Source organism: Winogradskyella epiphytica (genome assembly GCF_003217215.1).
GTDB classification, from domain to species: domain Bacteria; phylum Bacteroidota; class Bacteroidia; order Flavobacteriales; family Flavobacteriaceae; genus Winogradskyella; species Winogradskyella epiphytica.
Genome location: NZ_QJTD01000002.1, coordinates 339,026 through 358,815, shown reverse-complemented (window position 1 = coordinate 358,815; position 19,790 = coordinate 339,026). Strand labels below are relative to the sequence as shown.

Here is a 19,790-nt window from a genome sequence, read left to right as displayed (position 1 = left end):
ACGAGTTATCCCTACAATAGTTAAGAATTTATTTTCAGATTAAAATTATATTTTTTATTTCACTACAGAGAAAAATCATCACCATCAACTTACAATCCGTCCATCAACCATAGTCAGTTTTCTGTCCGCCATAGCTGCTAACTCTTGATTATGAGTTACAATAACAAAGGTTTGATTAAATTCATCTCGAAGTTTAAAAAATAAGTTATGTAATTGTTCTGCCGATTCACTATCCAAGTTCCCAGAAGGTTCGTCAGCGAATATAATGTTTGGGTTGTTGATCAATGCTCTTGCCACAGCTACACGTTGCTGTTCACCACCAGACATACTATTGGGTTTGTGATGAATACGTTCACTCAAGCCTAAATAAGTTAAAAGTTCTTTAGCCCGTTTTTCGGCTTCTATTTTTGGTGTATTATTTATAAAGGCAGGAATACAAACATTCTCTAATGCCGTAAACTCAGGCAATAACTGATGAAATTGGAATATAAATCCAATATTCTTATTTCTGAACTTCGCTAAGGATTTGTCATTAAGAGACTTTATAGATTGCTCATTAATAATTAATTCTGTTGCCGTATCATAATCTGGTTTGTCTAAAGTCCCTAAAATTTGAAGTAGCGTCGTTTTACCAGCACCTGAAGCACCAACAATTGAAATAACTTCACCTTCATTTATTGTTAAATCAACACCTTTTAAAACTTGTAGATATTGATAGGCTTTTTTAATTTGTTTTGCGGAAATAACAGTCTTGCTCATAAGAGGTGAAAATAATACTTAATACATAAACCTACAATACTAAGTAGCAGATTTATTGGATGTGAAAATTGATTTAATTCCATTAAAGTCGATAAAGTATTGTACTCGTAGAGAAAAGGTGTGCTGAATAGGTTGAGCAAATAAGTGGTCTAAACTTTGAGAGTAGTTGTCTTCAATATTTACCCCTGCATTAAATAGTTGGTTTCTATACAAGGCTGTTAAGAAGCTTCCGGGTGCAAATTGCCAGGAGTAGCTTAAATCAATATTCCAAGTGCTAAAATTGATATTGGGGTCCGTACTCAAATTATTTAAGGTATAGCCAGAATCGCTGGTTAAATCTCCGGAATCTAATAATGTAAATAGAGTCTGATCATATATTACAGTGTCCCAATAGTGTCTAAAGCTTAATGCTAAAGAATTATAAGGATTAAAACCATAATTTGCAGAGACACTATTGGTTATAATTTGCCTATTGCGTTCTCCGAAAATAGGTTGGTCATCTTGTTGTGACGCATATCCGCGATCATTATTAGTAAAATCGAAATAAAACTGGTAAATCAATAGTAAATTGTCATTCAACCTTAAGCGCGGTTCTACTTCAAAATTATAGGAAAATAAATCTCTGTCTTTTTCGAATAGTGTTCCAACATTAGCTCTTAAATCTAAAGCAAGTTTCCTATTATAACTTGTAGAAACCCATCCACCTGTACTAAAAGAATTTTCATAGGTAAAAGGTCTGCCGTCTCGCGATTCAAAATAATCATGTTGTTTGCCAGGTTCAAAACTAAGATTAAATCCATATGAATCTAATTTAGTGGTTGTGGCTCTGTAATTGAATCCGATACTAGATTGTGAATAGACGTTCGGAGTGGCTAATCGGTTATAATTAAAATAGGCGTTTATATAATAACTGTTTAAATTTCCGCTAGGTTCATAGGTTTCATATGAAATATTAGAACTAAAATTATTATAATTATTTCTAAGAAGAAGTCCTAGATCGTTAATATCAAATTTGGTGTCAGCAAAACGATGTTCTAAACTATATTTTAAATTGCCATGAATTTTAGCAAGCTCTAAATAACTACTGAATCCCGTTTCATTGTTTGATTGTTGGTGATTAACATTGCTCATTTTTAATTCTGAAGAAATGCGGTAGGTATTTCTTTTATTAATCAAATTGGCAACTATGGCTGTAGCATTTGCATCTCTAAAATGTCCTTCACGCATCACATTGGTATTAATGATGCCTATTGAAGAATTACCGTTAAACTGTTGATCAACAACAAGGATGTTGTAATTAGTCAAAGGTTCTACAACTTCTTTTCGTTCTTCATTGGTAACACTGTTCGTTATGGTAGCTCGTGTTTTTTCGGTAATGGCGTTGAACAGACCTATTCCTAGCCCGTTTTTTGTTCTACCTGATACTTTCAAAGCATTTAGAACTTTCGTCTTATTTGGAATTTCTGCTTTTTCATTTTCATGAAGGCTAAGTTTTCCACTAGGTGCGCTACCTATTCGCCTTGAGAAAAACAAATCACCTTTTGAAAATAGATCGATACCTTCTGTAAAAAACTGGCGTTGCTCAGAGAAGGTTTGTTCAAAGGGACCGAGATTTAAAACCACATCATCAAATCCAGCCTGGCTAAAATCGGGGACTAATGTGGCATCTAATGTAAAATTATCTGTAATTCCATACTTGACATCCATTCCAAATTTTAAATCTGTATCCGTTTGGCCATCATAAGTATTAATTAATCCTGTTGAAAAAGGGTAGAGGTTAAGTCGAACAGGAGGTTCAATGTTTTTTAAACCTAAAAGTTCTCCACTGTATAATCCTGCATAACCTTTTTTAGGGTTGATGGCATTCCAACTAAAATTTGCTCTTGATCGTCTATAGTGTCTTAGAAACTGTAATCCCCAAATTGGTTCTTCTTGATCTGCAAAACGTAATGTTCTGTATGGAATTTTCATTTCAACAATCCATCCATCATCTACTAGCGTCACAGCGCTATCCCAAACGGCATTCCATCCAAAATCCTCACCATTATTAGGATTAGAAAGCGCGTCTGCTTGAGTACCAGAGCTAAACACAATGAACTCGGTATCATTCTGCCCATCATTATTTGGGTTTATAACAACCATGAAATAGTCATTATGTCCAAAGTTGTCTCTACTCGTTAGCTGCTTCATTATATTAGTTGGATCATCATAAAGGTATGCGGCAACGTATAAGGCTTTATCGTCGTAAGACATTTTAACTACCGTGCGTTCGTTATGAGGCACGACTTTGCCTATTTCAGGTGTGTAAGAGGTGAAATTAGTAGCGGTTTGGGCATTTTGCCATGCAGCATCGTTTAGAATACCATCAATCTTTGGAGCTTGGTCTGTACGCTGTATAGATAATGCTTTCTTATTTTGAGAATAAATTGTGCTCGTTAAGCTAATAGCAATTATGATTAAGTAAAACGAGCGAACGGTCATAATTTTTATGGATATTAAGGAATTTAAAATGTAAATAATTAAGCGCTTTATACATTCTAAGCGCTACAAAACTACGTGCTCACATTTTGCAGTCTTCTTAATTAAATGTTAAAAAAGATGCGACTAACAAAGATTTTGACATCCAAAATGGCAGTTATAGTATTTGGAATAATTTTTGTCTTACATTAAGTAATTAATGCAATTTATGAATAAATATAAAAAATTAGGTTTAGGCCTTTTGTTTGACGCCTTGGGATTTGTTTCATTTTTAATTCCAGGAATTGGAGAATTCTCGGATGTCATTTGGGCACCAATTTCTGGTTGGTTAATGACGAAGCTGTATCCTGGAAAAACTGGAAAAATAGCAGGTATAATTAATTTTGTTGAAGAATTATTACCTGGATTTGATGTCATTCCAACTTTTACTTTAACGTGGATATATACTTATGTAATTAGTACTGAAAAATCAGTAAGCAAAGTTCAATAAGTTATGTTATAAAAGTCAGATAGAGCACAAAGAATGATTTTGTCTGTGCTCTATTTGGCATTTTACTCTTTGTTGAGGTTATAATGAATAGGTCACTCCGACGTTTATGTTTCGTCCCATATTCAGAATTCCATCAGGTTTTAATCGTGATAAATGATGGACATACTCAGTGTTTAATAGGTTAGTAGCAGAAAGCGTGACTGTCATTTCATTGTTAAGCAGATTAAATGTACCGCCTATACCTGCGCTTAATAAGTTATACGCATCAGAAGTCGTTTCAAAAGCATTTACATTTTTCTGTGCGAATGTAGAGCGTAACTTTATAAAAGCGTAGCTACTTTTTACTGATTTTGTATCCAATTCTACTCGAAGTATATTGGTTAAAGAGTTCGCAGGAATCATAGGTAAATAGTCATCATTTTCTAGTTGACCTACAACCGTTTCAAAACTAGATTCTAAATGTAACCAATGTATAGGGTGAGGGTGGAGGTGAAGTCCAAATTCTCCACCATATAAACGAGCATTATCTTGTTCATAGGCAAAAACAGGATCGTTATTAATCATTTCTCCATTTGGATTAAGGAAGATATAATTGTTTACTTTATTGTAAAAAGCATTAGCAAATAATTCTATATGCTCATTTCTGTATTCTAAAGCTAAATCGATTTGAAAATTCTGTTCATTAGACAGGTTTATATTCCCAATTTCATAACGATTAGTGCCTTCATGAGTTCCATCTGAAGCTAATTCAGCCAAATTTGGTGCTCGGAATCCAGAGGCTAGATTTAATCTCGCTGTGATATTCTTAAAAAGATTCGTTTTAAATCCTAAGGCTCCATTAACGGAATTAAAGGTTTTGTTTTCAGAATTTTCTATAGAAATAGATCTATGATCGAAGCGTGCGCCTAATTGTACATCAAGGGCTTCGAAGTGAATATGTGAAGTTGCTAAAATGCCTAGGTCATTTGTTGTAGCATCTGGAATTAAAATTTCTTTGCCATAATTCAAATTTTTCTGGTTCATTCCTTGAATACCCAAGATTGTCTCAAATCTTCCGAAATCTGGAAGATTATATTTTACATCGTAGCTGAAAGTTTTAAGCTTCATCTGTAATGCAGCTTCTAAATTTTCAAGTTCGTTGGCATGTTCATCGTGTTCGTCATCGTGTTCATCATGATCATGTTCATCGTGACTACCATGATGATGTTCTACTTCAAATTCTTTTCTATTATTAAAGACATAACCTAAAGTAATATCTAGACTAGAATCGTCAAAAAATATAGTTGATTTTGAGCTAAAAATATGATTGTTAATGTTTTGATACGGGAGCATTGGAGTTTTACTTAAACTCTGTATTCCAATCTCTTCAGGTAAACCTAATTTCGCATTATTCATATTATAACGAAATTCAGTTTTAAAATTAGAAGATTGATAACCTAATCCTGCCTTAAAATCTTGCTCTCTATACCGTGTATTGGTAACTCTGTATTTATTGGTGTTATAGTCTGAATGTTCAGTTAAACTTCCTCTAAATAAAAATTTAAATCCATTATTTGAAGATTTATAACCGACATTAGTAGAGTAGCCTTTAGTATTACTAAAATAATTTAATGACGCATCTGCAGCAGATTCATTTTCCTGCGCAAATCGTTCAGGGTTTAAATATAATACGCCGCCTAAAGCATCACTACCATAAAGTAAGGACGCAGGGCCTTTAATAACCTCGACACTTTCTAATCCGGCATCATTGATACCAAGACCATGTTCATCACCATACTGTTGGTTTTCTAATCTAACCCCTTGTGTGTAAACTAAAACGCGATTAGAACTTAAACCTCTAATTACAGGTTTGCCAATACTGTTTCCTGTACTTACGCTTTCTACACCTGCTATGTTTGTTAAACCTTCAGCAAGTGTAACTGCTCCCGAAGCTTTGAGTTCTTTTAACTTCATCTGCTCCACCTTCATGACATTTTCGCTTTGTAATTTATGGAATGGCGTAGAGATAATAACTTCTTTCATTTCCATAGCAGATTCAGCTAAAATGATAGTCAGTGAGTCTGATAAAGGAACAGAAATGGATAAGGCTTGTGATTGAAAACCAATAAATGAGACAACGATTTTATAGGTTCCTTTTTTGAGGTCTATAGTAAATTTACCGTCTTCATCTGTTGTTGTACCTGTTTCTAATTCTGGTAGGTAAATGGTAGCATAAGGGATTGGGGAGTTTGTAGCTTTGTCTAAAACTTTTCCGCTTACACTGTTTTGTGCATAAATAGTTGTGCATAAAATGCTGAATACTATGAATAGTAATCGATTCATAAATAAATGATTTAATAATTAATGAAATAAAAAAAATGATTTCTAAATATTAAATCAATGCAGGAGGTCCGCGAAGTGTGGTTTGGAGTTTTTGGAATTTACTAACAAATTCGTACTGTGAAGCACTTATTTTGTAGTTGTCTTCAGAAGGAATAAAGAGGTCTAAATTGTTTTGAAAATGAAACTGAGTGGTGAGTTTGAATTTATAAAACTCACAGTCCATATCAGTTTGGTGAAAGTGAGTTTGACCTGAATCATCATTATGACAAACGATGTGGGTGTGATGTGAAAAAGTATGATTTAATTTTACAACAGAAGGGAATAGCACAGCCATAACCAGCACAAGTGCTAGCGCTTGAAATGCTACTGATATAAAATTTACTTTCTTCAATCTAAAAAACGTTTTAGCCCAAATCTACTTAGCATTTTCTTTTCAAACTCCCAGAAAAATTTAAATTGTCCAAATAACCAACCAAAGCTGACTAATAGAATTTGGTAGAAAATGAGGCCAATGATAAGAAATAAAAACCAGTAAAGAATAGGGTTTAAGTTTTCTTTAGTAATTCCCATCATAGCTATAATAGGCCTTCCTATAAATAAAGAAGATGAACCTGTAATAGCAAAAACCATAAAAACACGAATCATTTCCCATTTATAATCTAGAACCCATTTGTTTTCTAGTTTCTTAAAGATGATTAAGATGAATTTTAATAAAAGGAAGAAAAGAAGTAGGGAAGTGACTATACTTAGAAGTAAGCCATAGTGGCCAAATAAAGCATTTGAAATCTTAAAAGCTGAATAGCCTAAAATTGCTAATCCAAAAAATGGAAACAACAATTGCCAGTTGTGTTTAATTTCCCAATATGTTTTAAATTTTTCCATAGCACATTTTCAGTGCGGCAAAATTAGTAAAATATGATGTATTTCCGACTTAAATTCTTGGCGTAAAAGAAGAGAGTCGTTGTTTGTATTTGATTTGAAAATATAAGAAGTAGTTATATAGCTTGTAATTAACTTCATAACCATAATCAGTTCGAGTGTCATAATCAATTCGAACTTCATATAAATTGGGATCGTAGTTAAACGGTTGAGAGTTTCTTTGATTCCAAGCTTGAACCAAAATAGCATTTCTGTTTTCTAGCCACTGCTGTGAATGATAACCTTCTGGTCTTGCAGAGGAGGCCAACCAAGCATTAAAACCGGGTTCAATTATAATGATTCTATAATCAGATTCGTCACTGCTTATTTCAACGGTGTCGCTTTCAACCAAACCAATATCATTACCATTATTAATTGTTGGAGTGCTATTGTAGGATTTACAACTTGCAATTAAAATAAGAACTATTATAAATGGAATTAATTTTTTCATAAGTATTAAAGGTATTAAAAATTGAATGAGATGATTAGATTTTTACTTCTATTTAACACTGTAAAACTATATTAAGTTATAGGTGTTTGAAACCTGCAATTCGTGAACAGAGGGTTTCGTTGCGTTGGTCTAGAGGAATAGAAAGTAAAGTCATAGTACGAAAAAAGCAGCTCTTTTGAGCTGCTTTTAAATTATAACTTATTTATAAAACTATTTTCCGAATAGTCCTCCTAAAAGACCACCGAGGCCACCTTTCTTTTTATCTCCTCCTAAGAACATTCCAGCTACATCATCTATAACACTACCGTCACCGTCTGCATCTAAAATCTTTTCTAAGAAGCTTTGTTCATTTGAAGCAGCACTTCCGCCAAGTAGACCTCCTAAAAGACCATTTAAATCAGATTGAGAGCTTACGTTATTTTGTTTTGCCTGTTTTCCTAAAACACCCATTAAAATTGGTGCTGCCACTTTTAGAATATTGTCTACAGAACCTGCATCTAATCCAGCTTTTTGACCAATTACTTGCTCAACTCCTTGTTTTTTGGAACCAAGAACATGGTTAAGGATCTTAGCGCCATCATTTTTTACATTGTCATCAACACCACCGCCAAATAAACCTCCAAGGTTGTCTAGAATACTGCCATCGTGTTTGCTATTGATTGCATTCATTAGGCCACTAGCACCTTCTTCTGTTGAAGCATTACGTTCCATGGCTTTCATAAGTACAGGTAGAGCCATTGTTAAAACACTAGCTGTTTTGTTTTGGTCTGTTCCTGTAGAACCTGCTACACCATTAATGATGTTTTTTCCTAAATCACTGTTTAATAAATCTAATATTCCTGCCATTTTGTATTTTATTTTTTTTTTTTAAAATAATAAGCATTGAAGGTACAAAAAAAGTCCCACATTATATAGGACTCTTTTTTATTGATTTGGTCACATTAAAAATGTTAACCTAATATGCTTATGATTTGTTCAGCAAGCTCAAGACCAATTCTATCCTGCGCTTCATTTGTTGCAGCGCCGGTATGTGGTGTCAATGACAGAGCAGGATTCATCAATAACTGTATTTCTGGTTGTGGTTCTTTTTCAAATACATCCAACGCGGCTCTTGATACTTTTCCGCTTTTAATGGCATTTAATAGGGCTACTTCATCAACAACACCGCCACGCGCAGCGTTGGCGATAATAACGCCATCTTTCATTTGGCTAAACTCTTTCTCTCCAATAACGTAACTATCCTGAGCGGGAACATGAAGAGTTACGAAATCAGATTGTTTTAAGACTTCTTCTTTCGAAATGGTTTTAATTTCAAAATCAACCTTTTGACCATCAAAGAAATCTAATTGTAAATTAGCTTTTTCTAAAAATGGATCAAAAGCTACAACTTTCATTCCAGCACCAATAGCAACTTTCGCTGTGGCTTGGCCAATGCGTCCAAAACCAAGGACTCCTAGTGTTTTTCCTTTTAATTCTGTTCCTTTAGCGTATGATTTTTTTAAGGCTTTAAAATTAGCATCACCTTCTAAAGGCATATCACGATTAGAATTATGTAAAAATCGCGCTAAACCGTAGAAATGTCCAAAAACTAATTCTGCTACGGAATGTGAGGAAGCAGCAGGAGTATTGATAACGTGCAATCCCTTACTACGAGCGTAGTCCACATCTATATTATCCATGCCAACTCCACCGCGACCAATTATTTTAAGGCTAGGGCAATTGTCGATTAAGTTTTTTCTAACAGTTGTAGCGCTTCTAACTATTAAAACAGTAATATTATGTTTATTGATATAATTTTCCAATTGTTCTTGTGCTACGGTAGTTGTAAGAACTTCAAAACCCGCAGCTTCTAAAGCTTCGATACCGCTATTTGAAATGCCGTCGTTTGCTAATACTTTCATTGTTATATAATTTGTCATTGTGAAAATGAATCAGGGTAGTGTTTGAATTTGATGCCTTCGATTCTTTCTTAATGACGTTTATTAATTATGCTTTACTTTCTAATTCACTCATAACTTCAACCAATGCTTTAACACTATCTAAAGTTAGAGCGTTATACATTGAAGCCCTATAGCCACCAACACTTCTGTGACCATTTACATTGCTAATTCCTGCTTCGACCAACATGGTTTCAAACGTTTCTTTTAGATTTTCATTTTCTAAGGTAAAGGTTGCGTTTACGTTTGAACGGTCTTCTTTAGCTGCAAAACCTTTGAATAATGGGTTTAGGTCTATTTCTGAATAAATTAAGCTTGATTTTTTTTCATTTTCTTTTTCTATAGCTTTAATTCCGCCTAAATCTTTCAACCATTGCATTGTTAACATAGATACGTAAACTGCAAAAACAGGAGGTGTGTTAAACATACTTCCTTTACTGATGTGTAACTTATAATCCATCATTGAAGGGATTTTTCTGGAAACTTTACCAAGAATATCTTCTTTAACAACTACAAGTGTTGTTCCTGCAGGTCCCATATTTTTCTGTGCACCAGCGTAGATTAAATCAAATTGAGAATAATCGATTTGACGTGTGAAAATATCACTACTCATATCACAAACCATAGGAACAGGTGATTTAGGGAAATTTTTCATCTGTGTTCCAAATATGGTATTGTTAGAAGTGCAATGAAAATAATCGTAGTCCTCAGGAATTTCGTATCCTTTAGGAATGTAATTGTAATTAGCACTCTTTGAGGAAGCTACTTCATAAATATCATCATATATTCTCGCTTCTTTTATAGCTTTATCTGCCCAAGTCCCTGAATTTAAGTAGCCTGCTCTTTTTTCTAGAAGATTAAGCGCAACCATTAAAAATTGCGTACTTGCTCCACCTTGAAGAAATAACGCCTTATATCCCTTGCCCTCAAGTCCTAATAGTTCTAAGGCAAGCGATCGTGCTTTGTCCATAACCTCGACAAATGATTTACTTCTATGAGATATTTCTAATATTGATAAGCCATCGTCAAAATTTAAAACAGCTTCTGATGCTTGTTTCATTACGGATTTTGGCAATACACTAGGGCCGGCACTAAAATTGTGTTTTATCATGAAAGATTTTTTTAATTCCGATTGTTAAAAGTGGCTCTTTTAATTTTTCGCTTATTTAAGAGTTCTAGTTGCTATTTCGGAAATCAATTTTTAATTGTATTAAACAGCTACAAAGATGGTAATTAAATAATAATTCTGTATTGTTAAATAGATAATTTTTGGGCTAAATTTTCAACAAGAAATCAACAGTGTCAACATTATCTGCATACTCCCAAAGTTGAGGGTATTGGGTGGTTCCAAATGGAATTTCAGAATCAGAAAATCCATTGGCTACAACACATTGAATTCGGTCCTTATTAGTTATTATTTTATTTTGAAGATCAGTAATATTTTCATAGTAATCATAAAATAAGGTAGCGATAGGAGAGGCGTAAGCTTCGTCTTGCTTTATCATGAGAAATCCATTTTCTAAAATATCGAATTCACTCATAATATATACGGCCTTATTGTAATCATAATTATTGGCGTATTTAGCTTCATTTATTATAGGATGCCATTTGTAGACAGCATTAAAGAAGGCATCAAAATTATAGCCTTTTGGTAAAAACATTTTAGAAACATTTCTGCAACCTAATCCATAATATCTAAAAATATCATCAGATAAAGCCTCGAGCTGTTCGTGGGTTTCATTCCCAGTTAGAATTGCTACAGAATTTCTGTTTTTTCGAATTATAGATGGTTTATTTTTGAAGTAATATTCAAAATAACGAGCTGTGTTATCACTTCCTGTTGCTATGACCGCATCGAAATCTTCCAGTTTTTCTTCAGTAAATTTAATTTTACCTTTAAAATCAGGTTCAATAACTTCTAAATACTTGGCTAAAAATGGAAGTAGGTGTTTGTCATTAGAGGATTGTTTCACTAAAACATTATGCCCTGAAATCAGTACTGATAAAAAGTCATGAAAACCAACTAATGGAATATTTCCTGCCATAATTATCGCAACTCTCTTAGGGTTTTCAAGGTTAAAGTTATACTTCTCAGTCCATAACTTAATATTCTTGTCTGTTAATGCATTAGACCAATTCTCCAAAGCAAATAAAACATTTTTATTTGTAAACCAACCGTTATGTTCTTGAGCTAGTTTTATTTGATGTTTGAAACCATCAAAAAATAGGTCATTCGATTCAATAGCGTCATTTTTTTTAATTCCATTTTGTTGAAATTGACTTAAAAAGTGACCTAATTTTACAAAAGCGTTAATTCTTTGTTGTAAATCCATAAAGTGTTTGGTTATACGATGTTTTGGCTTTATTTTTGCACGCCAATTCACGAGGAATTTGTGACGTGAATGCAAAATTACGGAATTAAAAGAAAAATGAGCTTGAGAATAAGTTTTAGATGGTTTAAAATTGAATTACAACTGGAAATTAACTTATCGGATAGTTAGACAAAATAAATTAAAACAATTATGGCAATTATAATCACAGACGAATGTATTAATTGTGGAGCTTGTGAGCCAGAGTGTCCAAATAACGCTATTTATGAAGGTGCCGATGATTGGCGCTATTCAGATGGGACGAGTTTAACAGGCAAGGTGGTTTTACCAAACGGAAAAGAGGTAGATGCCGACGAAACACAAGAGCCAATTAGTGATGAGGTTTATTATATAGCTCCAGATAAATGTACAGAATGTATGGGCTTTCATGAAGAACCACAATGTGCTGCTGTATGTCCAGTAGATTGTTGTGTGCCAGATGAAGATCATGTAGAGACTGATGAAGTTTTATTGGCTAAACAACGTTTTATGCATCCTGATGGGCATTGATACATATAGATTTTGAAAATAAGAATCCTGAGCTCATGCTTGGGATTTTTTTGTATTAAGAAGGGTTGTTGTGCTTGTAAAAGTGGCAATTTAGATGAAAATAAGTATTAGGTCTTGCCTTGATTTTTTATTTAAATTGACTTCGGAATTATTCCAATATCTTTTATTAAAAGTATTGTGTTAATTAACTACATTTGCAATCGCAAATTTTGCAACTTAAATTAATAAGATTCTCACAATAGTGGGAGTATAAAAATACACTTTTCGATGAAAGCAGGAATCGTAGGCTTACCTAATGTAGGAAAATCAACTTTATTTAATTGTTTATCTAACGCAAAGGCACAAAGTGCTAACTTTCCGTTTTGTACCATAGAACCTAATATTGGTGTAGTAAACGTTCCAGATCCGAGATTAGAGAAGTTGGAAGAGTTGGTGAAGCCAGAACGTGTTCTGCCTGCAACGGTAGAGATTGTAGATATTGCTGGACTTGTAAAAGGTGCTAGTAAGGGGGAGGGTCTTGGGAACCAATTCTTAGCTAACATTAGAGAAACAGATGCTATTCTTCACGTTTTACGTTGTTTTGATAATGAAAATATAGTTCATGTGGATGGTTCAATTGATCCGATTAGAGATAAAGAAACTATCGATATGGAGTTGCAGCTTAAGGATTTAGAAACTGTTGACAAAAAGCTAGATAAAGTTAAGCGTGCTGCAAAAACTGGAAATAAAGAAGCTCAGAAAGAAGAAGCTATTCTTCTTAAGATTAAGGAAAATTTAGAGGCAGGTATTTCTGTACGTGCTTTAGAATTTTCTGAAGAAGATTACGAAGATTACGTAAAACCATCGCAATTTATTACAGATAAACCAGTAATGTACGTTTGTAATGTGGACGAAGGCGCTGCCACTACTGGAAACGCTTATGTAGATAAGGTGAGAGAAGCAGTGAAAGATGAAAACGCTGAAGTTTTGGTTTTAGCTGTTGGAACTGAGGCAGATATTAATGAGTTAGATGATTATGAGGAACGTCAGATGTTTTTAGCTGATATAGGTTTAGATGAACCGGGTTCTGCAAAATTAATTCGTTCAGCGTACAAATTATTAAATCAACAAACCTATTTCACAGCGGGTGTAAAAGAGGTGAGAGCTTGGACAATTAACGTTGGTGCTACAGGACCACAAGCGGCTGGAGTAATTCATTCAGATTTCGAAAAAGGATTTATTAGAGCAGAGGTTATAGCTTACGAAGATTTCGTGCATTACGGAAGTGAGGCAAAAGTGAAAGAGGCTGGTAAAATGCGTGTAGAAGGAAAGAATTACGTGGTAAAGGATGGTGATGTTATGCACTTCTTGTTTAACGTATAGTCTTTGTGCATCAGTCGGGTATAGTATATTCTATAACCTTAATTATATTTTCAATTCAGTTAAGAGATTTCTTAGAGCTAAGGTTTTTTAATCTTGGTGTGATATTTTTGTGTCTATATTGAAACAAAAAAAACGGTTTTGATAAATGGAATAGGAGTAAATTTTTACTAAAAAGCTTTATCGATATCATCACAATTTTGATTCCGTATTTTTTTTGTTAAATTATAGCGTCACATTATGTTGTGGTGTGCCTATAATTAATTAATTTAACCCTTTGAAAGGATATTAAGACTTAAGTGGTTATTAAGCGCTATTGTTAATTACTTTGTACAAAGCGTATTTCATTTTTTAACGTTTAGTCTTATATTAGCCCTTTATCTAAATTTCTACAAATACCTATGTCAGAACAGTCTACTTATACTGAAGATAATATACGTTCACTTGATTGGAAAGAACACATCCGAATGCGACCTGGTATGTATATCGGAAAGCTTGGTGATGGATCATCTCCTGATGATGGTATTTATATTTTGCTCAAAGAGGTTTTAGACAACTCTATTGACGAGTTTGTTATGGGAGCTGGTAAGACTATTGAGATCTCGATACAAGGTGAACGTGTAATTGTTAGAGATTATGGTCGTGGTATTCCTCTTGGGAAAGTTGTAGATGTGGTTTCTAAGATGAATACTGGTGGAAAGTATGATTCAAAAGCGTTCAAGAAATCTGTCGGGTTAAATGGTGTTGGTACCAAGGCTGTTAATGCACTTTCTTCTTATTTTAGAGTAGAATCTACTCGTGATAGTAAGTCGGCTTCAGCAGAATTTGAGCAAGGAAATCTTGTGAATCAAGAGATGTTAGATGAAACCAGCAGAAGGAAAGGAACCAAGGTAACTTTTATTCCTGATGAAGTTATATTTAAAAATTACAAGTACCGAAGCGAGTATATCGTAAAGATGCTTAAGAACTATGTTTACCTAAATCCAGGTTTAACAATAGTATATAATGGTGAAAAGTATTTTAGTGAAAATGGCTTAAAAGACTTACTGTCTGAAAACATAAAAGATACAGATCTTCTTTATCCAATCATTCATCTGAAAGGTGATGATATCGAAATTGCTTTAACGCATAGTAAAACTCAGTATAGCGAGGAATACCATTCGTTTGTAAATGGGCAAAATACCACTCAAGGAGGGACGCATTTGTCAGCATTTAGAGAAGCCTTGGTAAAAACCATTAGAGAGTTTTACGGTAAAAACTACGAAGCTTCAGATGTTAGAAAATCGGTTGTGTCTGCAATTGCCATAAAAGTTATGGAGCCTGTTTTTGAAAGTCAGACGAAAACTAAATTAGGATCTACTGATATGGGTGGTGACTTACCAACTGTAAGAACTTATATCAATGACTTCGTTAAAACGTATTTAGATAACTATTTACATAAGAATCCAGATACTGCTGAAAAGATTCAGCGTAAAATTCTTCAAGCGGAAAGAGAGCGTAAAGAATTATCTGGAATAAGAAAATTAGCAAAAGATAGGGCGAAAAAAGCCAGTCTTCACAATAAAAAATTAAGAGATTGTCGTGTTCATTTTGGAGATACCAAAAACGAACGATATTTAGAAACCACGTTGTTTATTACGGAGGGTGATTCGGCATCTGGTAGTATCACAAAGTCTCGTGATGTAAATACTCAGGCTGTTTTTAGTTTGAAAGGGAAACCTTTGAATAGTTATGGGTTAAGTAAGAAGATTGTTTACGAGAATGAAGAGTTCAACCTGCTTCAAGCAGCCTTAAATATTGAAGAGTCTCTCGAGGATTTGAGATATAATAATGTTGTAATCGCAACGGATGCCGATGTCGATGGAATGCACATTAGGTTGTTGTTGATTACATTCTTCTTACAATTCTTTCCAGAAGTTATAAAAGAAGGGCATTTGTATATCTTGCAGACGCCATTATTTAGAGTTCGAAATAAAAAAGAAACAATTTATTGTTATTCTGAAGAAGAAAGACGTGAAGCTATAGATAAATTAAAACCGAAGCCTGAAATTACTCGATTTAAAGGTTTGGGTGAGATTTCACCCGATGAATTTGTTCATTTTATTGGTGAAAATATTCGATTAGATCCTGTAATGTTAGATAAAGATATGTCTATTGAGGAACTGTTGTCATTTTACATGGGGAAAAATACACCTACGCGACAAGAATTCATTATAGATAATCTTAGAGTAGAGCTTGATGTGATTGAGGAAACAATATGAGAACAGATAATAGAAAGGTAAAAAATACCATTATTTCCACTTATTTTGTATTAATACTTTTGGCGGTATTGTTAGGTACGGTCTTTAATTCGTATCAGCTATTTGAAAGTAGTTCACTGTATGTGTTAATTGGTTTATTAATAACCGTGGGAATTGTTCATTTTGTAGCAAGATATTTTGAGTATGATAGTGATGGTGCAAAGATTATTATTACCAATAGTGGCTTAATTCTAAATGATTTTTTCAATTATAGAGAGCATAAGGTTGAAATTTCTAAGGAAAAATTATCAGGGTTTAAAATCAAAAATTATCTATTTTATAAAAGTCTTATAATTTACACGACTCAGAGCAATGGTAAAATTGCTACGGAACGTTTTAATATCACACTTTTGAAGCGAAAAAAGACAAAATTTATAAAGCAGTCTTTGATAAAAATTATTAAGGAAAACAAAAAGAATAAACAAGGATAAATGGCTGGAGAAAATGACGAATTGTTGAACGGCGAAAATGGTAGCCAAGAAACGATTAAGAAGGTTACCGGAATGTATAAGGATTGGTTTCTAGATTACGCATCTTATGTGATCTTAGAGCGTGCTGTACCGGCGATTGAAGATGGTTTTAAGCCAGTTCAACGTCGAATTATGCACTCCATGAAAGACCTTGATGATGGTCGTTATAATAAAGTAGCGAATATTGTTGGTCATACTATGCAATACCACCCTCACGGTGATGCCAGTATTGCAGATGCCATGGTACAAATTGGTCAAAAGGATTTACTCATAGATACCCAAGGAAACTGGGGAAACATTCTAACAGGAGACCGTGCGGCAGCCTCTCGTTATATTGAAGCAAGACTTTCTAAATTTGCTTTAGATGTGGTTTATAACCCTAAAATAACAGAATGGCAAGCTTCATATGATGGTCGTCGTAAAGAGCCTATAAACCTACCTGTAATGTTTCCTCTGCTTTTAGCGCAAGGAGGAGAAGGTATTGCAGTAGGCTTGTCTACAAAAATATTACCTCATAATTTTATAGAGCTTATTGATGCTTCTGTAAAACATTTAAAAGGTAAGCGATTTACACTTTTACCAGATTTTCCAACTGCAGGAATAGCCGATTTCACAAATTATAATGATGGAATGCGTGGAGGTAGAGTTCGAGTGCGCGCTAAAATCTCTCAACGCGACAAGAATACTTTAGTCATTACCGAAATACCTTTTGGTACAACTACATCTTCACTTATTGATTCAATTCTTAAGGCTAATGAGAAAGGAAAAATAAAAATCAAGAAAATTGAAGATAATACAGCGGCCGAAGTAGAGATTTTAATCCATCTCCCTTCTGGGTTGTCTCCAGATAAGACAATTGATGCTCTATATGCATTTACGAGTTGTGAGACTTCTATTTCACCATTAGGATGTGTTATTGAAGACAATAAACCATACTTTGTTGGGGTCTCAGAAATGTTACGTCGTTCAACGGACAATACGGTTCAGCTTTTAAAAAGTGAATTAGAAATAAAACTAGGTGAGCTTCAAGAGCAATGGCATTTTGCGTCTTTAGAGCGAATCTTTATTGAAAATAGAATTTATCGTGATATTGAGGAAGAAGAAACTTGGGATGGTGTTATAAATGCTATTGATAAAGGGCTACAGCCTCATATAAAACATTTAAAACGAAAAATCACAGTCGATGATATTACGCGTTTAACTGAAATCAGAATTAAACGTATTTCTAAATTCGATATAGATAAGGCACAGCAAAAGATTGACGCATTAGAAGAAGAAATAGCTAAAGTAAAACATCACTTAAACAATCTAATCGATTATGCTATAGCGTATTTTGAAAGATTGAAAAAGGATTACGGAGAAGGAAAAGAACGTAAAACTGAGATAAGAATCTTTGATGATGTTGATGCAACAAAAGTAGTTATTCGCAATACAAAACTTTATGTAAATAGAGAAGAAGGCTTTATCGGGACGGCGTTAAAGCGCGACGAGTATGTCTGTGACTGTAGTGATATCGATGATATAATTGTGTTCACCAACGACGGTAAAATGATGGTCACAAAGGTGGATTCTAAAACCTTTGTAGGAAAGAATATAATACACGTTGCTGTCTTTAAGAAAAAAGATAAGCGTACCATTTATAATATGATTTATCGTGATGGAAAAGGAGGGCCTTCTTATGTAAAACGTTTTGCGGTGACGAGTATAACTCGAGATCGCGAGTACGATTTAACGAACGGAACAAAAGGCTCAGCTTTGTGGTATTTCTCTGCGAATCCAAATGGGGAAGCTGAAGTGGTAACTATTATGTTACGTCAGGTGGGTAGTATTAAAAAATTGAAATGGGATTTAGACTTTGCAGATATTCTTATTAAAGGTCGATCTTCAAAAGGTAATCGAGTTACTAAATACGCTATAAAGCGTGTTGAGCTTAAAGAGAAAGGGGTTTCTACTCTAAAACCTCGCAAAATATGGTTTGATGATACGGTTCAGCGACTTAATGTTGATGGAAGAGGTGAATTAATAGGTGAGTTTAGAGGTGAAGATAGGTTGTTAATAATTAACCAATCAGGTGTAGTTAAAACAATCATTCCAGAATTAACAACGCATTTTGACAATGACATGATTGTCTTAGAAAAATGGATTCCTAAAAAGCCGATTTCAGCAATTTATTTTGATGGCGAAAAGGAGAGGTATTATGTTAAGCGTTTTTTAATTGAACAAGAGGGAAAAGAAGAGTCTTTTATCTCCGACCATCCAAATACACAATTAGAAGTTGTTTCTACCGATTGGAAACCAATGGCAGACGTGGAATTTACGAAAGAAAGAGGTAAAGAGCGAAAGCCAAATATGGAGGTTAATCTTGAAGAGTTTATTTCAGTAAAAGGGGTTACTGCATTAGGAAATCAGCTTACTAAGGATAAAGTGAATCAGATTAATTTGATGGATCCATTACCATACGACGCTCCGGAAGAAGTGCCTGCTAATGATATAGAGGTGGTAGATGAAGAAACGGTATCTAAAGGTTCTAGTGATAGTAATAATAATCAGGATGATGATGATTCCAAACTAGATGATAAGGGTCAGGTGACTTTGTTTTAGAAGAGTGTTAAATAAATTATCGTTTTATCTAGTACTTTATAGCTTAGATATGCAGTGAAATGTTAAACGTAATATATCTGTTCTTTTGGTCAGTATTATAGATCGGTTAAAGGACTTTGTGTTTTATAGTTGATAATGCTTAAGGGATTGTGGTGAACCATGTGATTAACGGTATTTTAATATGTGAAATCGACCTAATTATGTCATACTTCTAATAACGTAAATATCACCTATTGAGTGGTGTTAATAATACATTAAGCCAATTTTAAATAAAAGGAGGTTAAGAGCACCAAATCGTGTTGTAAGGCTCTTGTATTGACTGCTATTCTACGCAGACTAGATTAAGCGTTCATAATGTTAAAGAGATTGACGGTTTTGCAGTGCCTAAAGTCGTCAGAAATGGGAATGGTCCGTTAATCCACCTTTTTCGCAACTCCTTTTTCAACTCGTAAGGGTTTATTTGGTCTTTTTACCGCGAGTTTATATTCAAACGTATATGTATCCTCAGTGGTTGAAAGTATTTTCATGTGAATAGCATCTTTTTCAGAATTAGTTTGTGGATTGAGTTTCTTTAAAATGAACTCACAATCATTTATCCATCGTATAGACGATGAATCAGCCTTGCCTTCATAATAGTCTATATTGTAGTTTTCGGTACGTGTAAAACGTCCTGTTTCTTCTATTCCGTCAATAACGTAAGTGAATTCAAATGTTCCTGTTTTGTAGTCTGTGCAATTGCGCTCTACGGAATAACAACTTGTGAATAATATCAATAAAAGCAAACCGCCAAATAGTTTCATAGTAATCTTTTTGCAAAGGTAGTAAA

At 34.0% G+C, this 19,790-nt stretch carries 17 protein-coding genes; 6 read left to right on the top strand and 11 right to left on the bottom strand.

Going from position 1 to position 19,790, the window contains the following annotated elements:
- Window positions 1–84: 84 nt before the first annotated feature.
- Complete coding sequence (locus DFQ11_RS06845; RefSeq protein ID WP_110475122.1) at window positions 85–759, bottom strand: ABC transporter ATP-binding protein; 675 nt, start codon at window positions 757–759, stop codon at window positions 85–87.
- Between the two features lie 39 nt (window positions 760–798).
- Entirely contained in the window at window positions 799–3,240 is a 2,442-nt protein-coding gene (locus tag DFQ11_RS06840) for a DUF5916 domain-containing protein (protein WP_110475121.1), read from the bottom strand.
- A 205-nt stretch (window positions 3,241–3,445) separates the two neighbouring features.
- On the opposite strand from DFQ11_RS06840, the gene DFQ11_RS06835 reads away from it, so the two are divergent.
- Window positions 3,446–3,727, top strand: coding sequence for a hypothetical protein (locus tag DFQ11_RS06835; RefSeq protein WP_110475529.1), 282 nt, complete (start codon window positions 3,446–3,448; stop codon window positions 3,725–3,727).
- A gap of 78 nt (window positions 3,728–3,805) precedes the next feature.
- Here the strand turns inward: DFQ11_RS06835 and DFQ11_RS06830 are convergent, their stop codons facing one another.
- The 8 genes from DFQ11_RS06830 to DFQ11_RS06795 all read right to left on the bottom strand — a co-directional run bounded on the left by DFQ11_RS06830 (window position 3,806) and on the right by DFQ11_RS06795 (window position 11,688).
- Complete coding sequence (locus tag DFQ11_RS06830; RefSeq protein WP_110475120.1) at window positions 3,806–6,049, bottom strand: TonB-dependent receptor; 2,244 nt, start codon at window positions 6,047–6,049, stop codon at window positions 3,806–3,808.
- A gap of 49 nt (window positions 6,050–6,098) precedes the next feature.
- The gene (locus DFQ11_RS06825; RefSeq protein ID WP_110475119.1) at window positions 6,099–6,440 is read right to left on the bottom strand and encodes a hypothetical protein; all 342 of its coding nucleotides are present in this window, start codon (window positions 6,438–6,440) and stop codon (window positions 6,099–6,101) included.
- Complete coding sequence (locus DFQ11_RS06820) at window positions 6,437–6,931, bottom strand: DUF6787 family protein (protein ID WP_110475118.1); 495 nt, start codon at window positions 6,929–6,931, stop codon at window positions 6,437–6,439. Before DFQ11_RS06820 ends, DFQ11_RS06825 begins: the two co-directional genes overlap by 4 nt.
- 49 nt (window positions 6,932–6,980) lie before the next feature.
- A complete protein-coding gene (locus DFQ11_RS06815) occupies window positions 6,981–7,418 on the bottom strand; it encodes a DUF6146 family protein (RefSeq protein ID WP_110475117.1) in 438 nt (145 codons plus the stop codon).
- 210 nt (window positions 7,419–7,628) lie between these two features.
- Window positions 7,629–8,264 carry a DUF937 domain-containing protein gene (locus DFQ11_RS06810; protein ID WP_110475116.1) on the bottom strand — a complete coding sequence of 212 codons (636 nt, stop codon included), beginning with the start codon at window positions 8,262–8,264 and terminating at the stop codon, window positions 7,629–7,631.
- A 104-nt stretch (window positions 8,265–8,368) separates the two neighbouring features.
- Window positions 8,369–9,319: a D-2-hydroxyacid dehydrogenase gene (locus tag DFQ11_RS06805; RefSeq protein WP_110475115.1), complete on the bottom strand. Its 951-nt coding sequence runs from the start codon at window positions 9,317–9,319 to the stop codon at window positions 8,369–8,371.
- 85 nt (window positions 9,320–9,404) lie between these two features.
- Window positions 9,405–10,466, bottom strand: coding sequence for a 3-phosphoserine/phosphohydroxythreonine transaminase (gene serC / locus DFQ11_RS06800; protein ID WP_110475114.1), 1,062 nt, complete (start codon window positions 10,464–10,466; stop codon window positions 9,405–9,407).
- 163 nt (window positions 10,467–10,629) lie between these two features.
- Window positions 10,630–11,688, bottom strand: coding sequence for an acyl-CoA reductase (locus tag DFQ11_RS06795; RefSeq protein ID WP_110475528.1), 1,059 nt, complete (start codon window positions 11,686–11,688; stop codon window positions 10,630–10,632).
- Between the two features lie 189 nt (window positions 11,689–11,877).
- On the opposite strand from DFQ11_RS06795, the gene DFQ11_RS06790 reads away from it, so the two are divergent.
- The 5 genes from DFQ11_RS06790 (at window position 11,878) to DFQ11_RS06770 (ending at window position 18,964) form a co-directional block, all read left to right on the top strand.
- On the top strand, window positions 11,878–12,234 hold the full coding sequence (locus tag DFQ11_RS06790) for a 4Fe-4S dicluster domain-containing protein (protein WP_110475113.1): 357 nt from the start codon (window positions 11,878–11,880) through the stop codon (window positions 12,232–12,234).
- A gap of 267 nt (window positions 12,235–12,501) precedes the next feature.
- Window positions 12,502–13,596, top strand: coding sequence for a redox-regulated ATPase YchF (ychF, locus tag DFQ11_RS06785; protein ID WP_110475112.1), 1,095 nt, complete (start codon window positions 12,502–12,504; stop codon window positions 13,594–13,596).
- A 398-nt stretch (window positions 13,597–13,994) separates the two neighbouring features.
- Window positions 13,995–15,854: a DNA topoisomerase IV subunit B gene (locus tag DFQ11_RS06780; protein ID WP_110475111.1), complete on the top strand. Its 1,860-nt coding sequence runs from the start codon at window positions 13,995–13,997 to the stop codon at window positions 15,852–15,854.
- Window positions 15,851–16,324: a hypothetical protein gene (locus tag DFQ11_RS06775; protein WP_110475110.1), complete on the top strand. Its 474-nt coding sequence runs from the start codon at window positions 15,851–15,853 to the stop codon at window positions 16,322–16,324. Before DFQ11_RS06780 ends, DFQ11_RS06775 begins: the two co-directional genes overlap by 4 nt.
- Window positions 16,325–18,964, top strand: a complete 2,640-nt coding sequence (locus DFQ11_RS06770) for a DNA gyrase/topoisomerase IV subunit A (protein ID WP_110475109.1) — start codon at window positions 16,325–16,327, stop codon at window positions 18,962–18,964. It abuts the gene before it with no gap.
- Window positions 18,965–19,377: 413 nt separating this feature from the next.
- Here DFQ11_RS06770 and DFQ11_RS06765 read toward each other — a convergent pair whose 3' ends face one another.
- Window positions 19,378–19,764 carry a hypothetical protein gene (locus tag DFQ11_RS06765; RefSeq protein ID WP_110475108.1) on the bottom strand — a complete coding sequence of 129 codons (387 nt, stop codon included), beginning with the start codon at window positions 19,762–19,764 and terminating at the stop codon, window positions 19,378–19,380.
- Between the last annotated feature and the right edge of the window lie 26 nt (window positions 19,765–19,790).

What these genes read in the sequence shown, in the direction of transcription:
- DFQ11_RS06840 (WP_110475121.1), bottom strand. Translation starts at nt 3,240, where the DNA reads ATGACCGTTCGCTCGTTTTACTTAATCATAATTGCTATTAGCTTAACG.
- DFQ11_RS06790 (WP_110475113.1), top strand. Translation starts at nt 11,878, where the DNA reads ATGGCAATTATAATCACAGACGAATGTATTAATTGTGGAGCTTGTGAG.
- ychF (WP_110475112.1), top strand. Translation starts at nt 12,502, where the DNA reads ATGAAAGCAGGAATCGTAGGCTTACCTAATGTAGGAAAATCAACTTTA.
- DFQ11_RS06780 (WP_110475111.1), top strand. Translation starts at nt 13,995, where the DNA reads ATGTCAGAACAGTCTACTTATACTGAAGATAATATACGTTCACTTGAT.
- DFQ11_RS06820 (WP_110475118.1), bottom strand. Translation starts at nt 6,931, where the DNA reads ATGGAAAAATTTAAAACATATTGGGAAATTAAACACAACTGGCAATTG.
- DFQ11_RS06845 (WP_110475122.1), bottom strand. Translation starts at nt 759, where the DNA reads ATGAGCAAGACTGTTATTTCCGCAAAACAAATTAAAAAAGCCTATCAA.
- DFQ11_RS06835 (WP_110475529.1), top strand. Translation starts at nt 3,446, where the DNA reads ATGAATAAATATAAAAAATTAGGTTTAGGCCTTTTGTTTGACGCCTTG.
- serC (WP_110475114.1), bottom strand. Translation starts at nt 10,466, where the DNA reads ATGATAAAACACAATTTTAGTGCCGGCCCTAGTGTATTGCCAAAATCC.
- DFQ11_RS06775 (WP_110475110.1), top strand. Translation starts at nt 15,851, where the DNA reads ATGAGAACAGATAATAGAAAGGTAAAAAATACCATTATTTCCACTTAT.
- DFQ11_RS06815 (WP_110475117.1), bottom strand. Translation starts at nt 7,418, where the DNA reads ATGAAAAAATTAATTCCATTTATAATAGTTCTTATTTTAATTGCAAGT.
- DFQ11_RS06795 (WP_110475528.1), bottom strand. Translation starts at nt 11,688, where the DNA reads ATGGATTTACAACAAAGAATTAACGCTTTTGTAAAATTAGGTCACTTT.
- DFQ11_RS06770 (WP_110475109.1), top strand. Translation starts at nt 16,325, where the DNA reads ATGGCTGGAGAAAATGACGAATTGTTGAACGGCGAAAATGGTAGCCAA.
- DFQ11_RS06805 (WP_110475115.1), bottom strand. Translation starts at nt 9,319, where the DNA reads ATGAAAGTATTAGCAAACGACGGCATTTCAAATAGCGGTATCGAAGCT.
- DFQ11_RS06830 (WP_110475120.1), bottom strand. Translation starts at nt 6,049, where the DNA reads ATGAATCGATTACTATTCATAGTATTCAGCATTTTATGCACAACTATT.
- DFQ11_RS06765 (WP_110475108.1), bottom strand. Translation starts at nt 19,764, where the DNA reads ATGAAACTATTTGGCGGTTTGCTTTTATTGATATTATTCACAAGTTGT.
- DFQ11_RS06810 (WP_110475116.1), bottom strand. Translation starts at nt 8,264, where the DNA reads ATGGCAGGAATATTAGATTTATTAAACAGTGATTTAGGAAAAAACATC.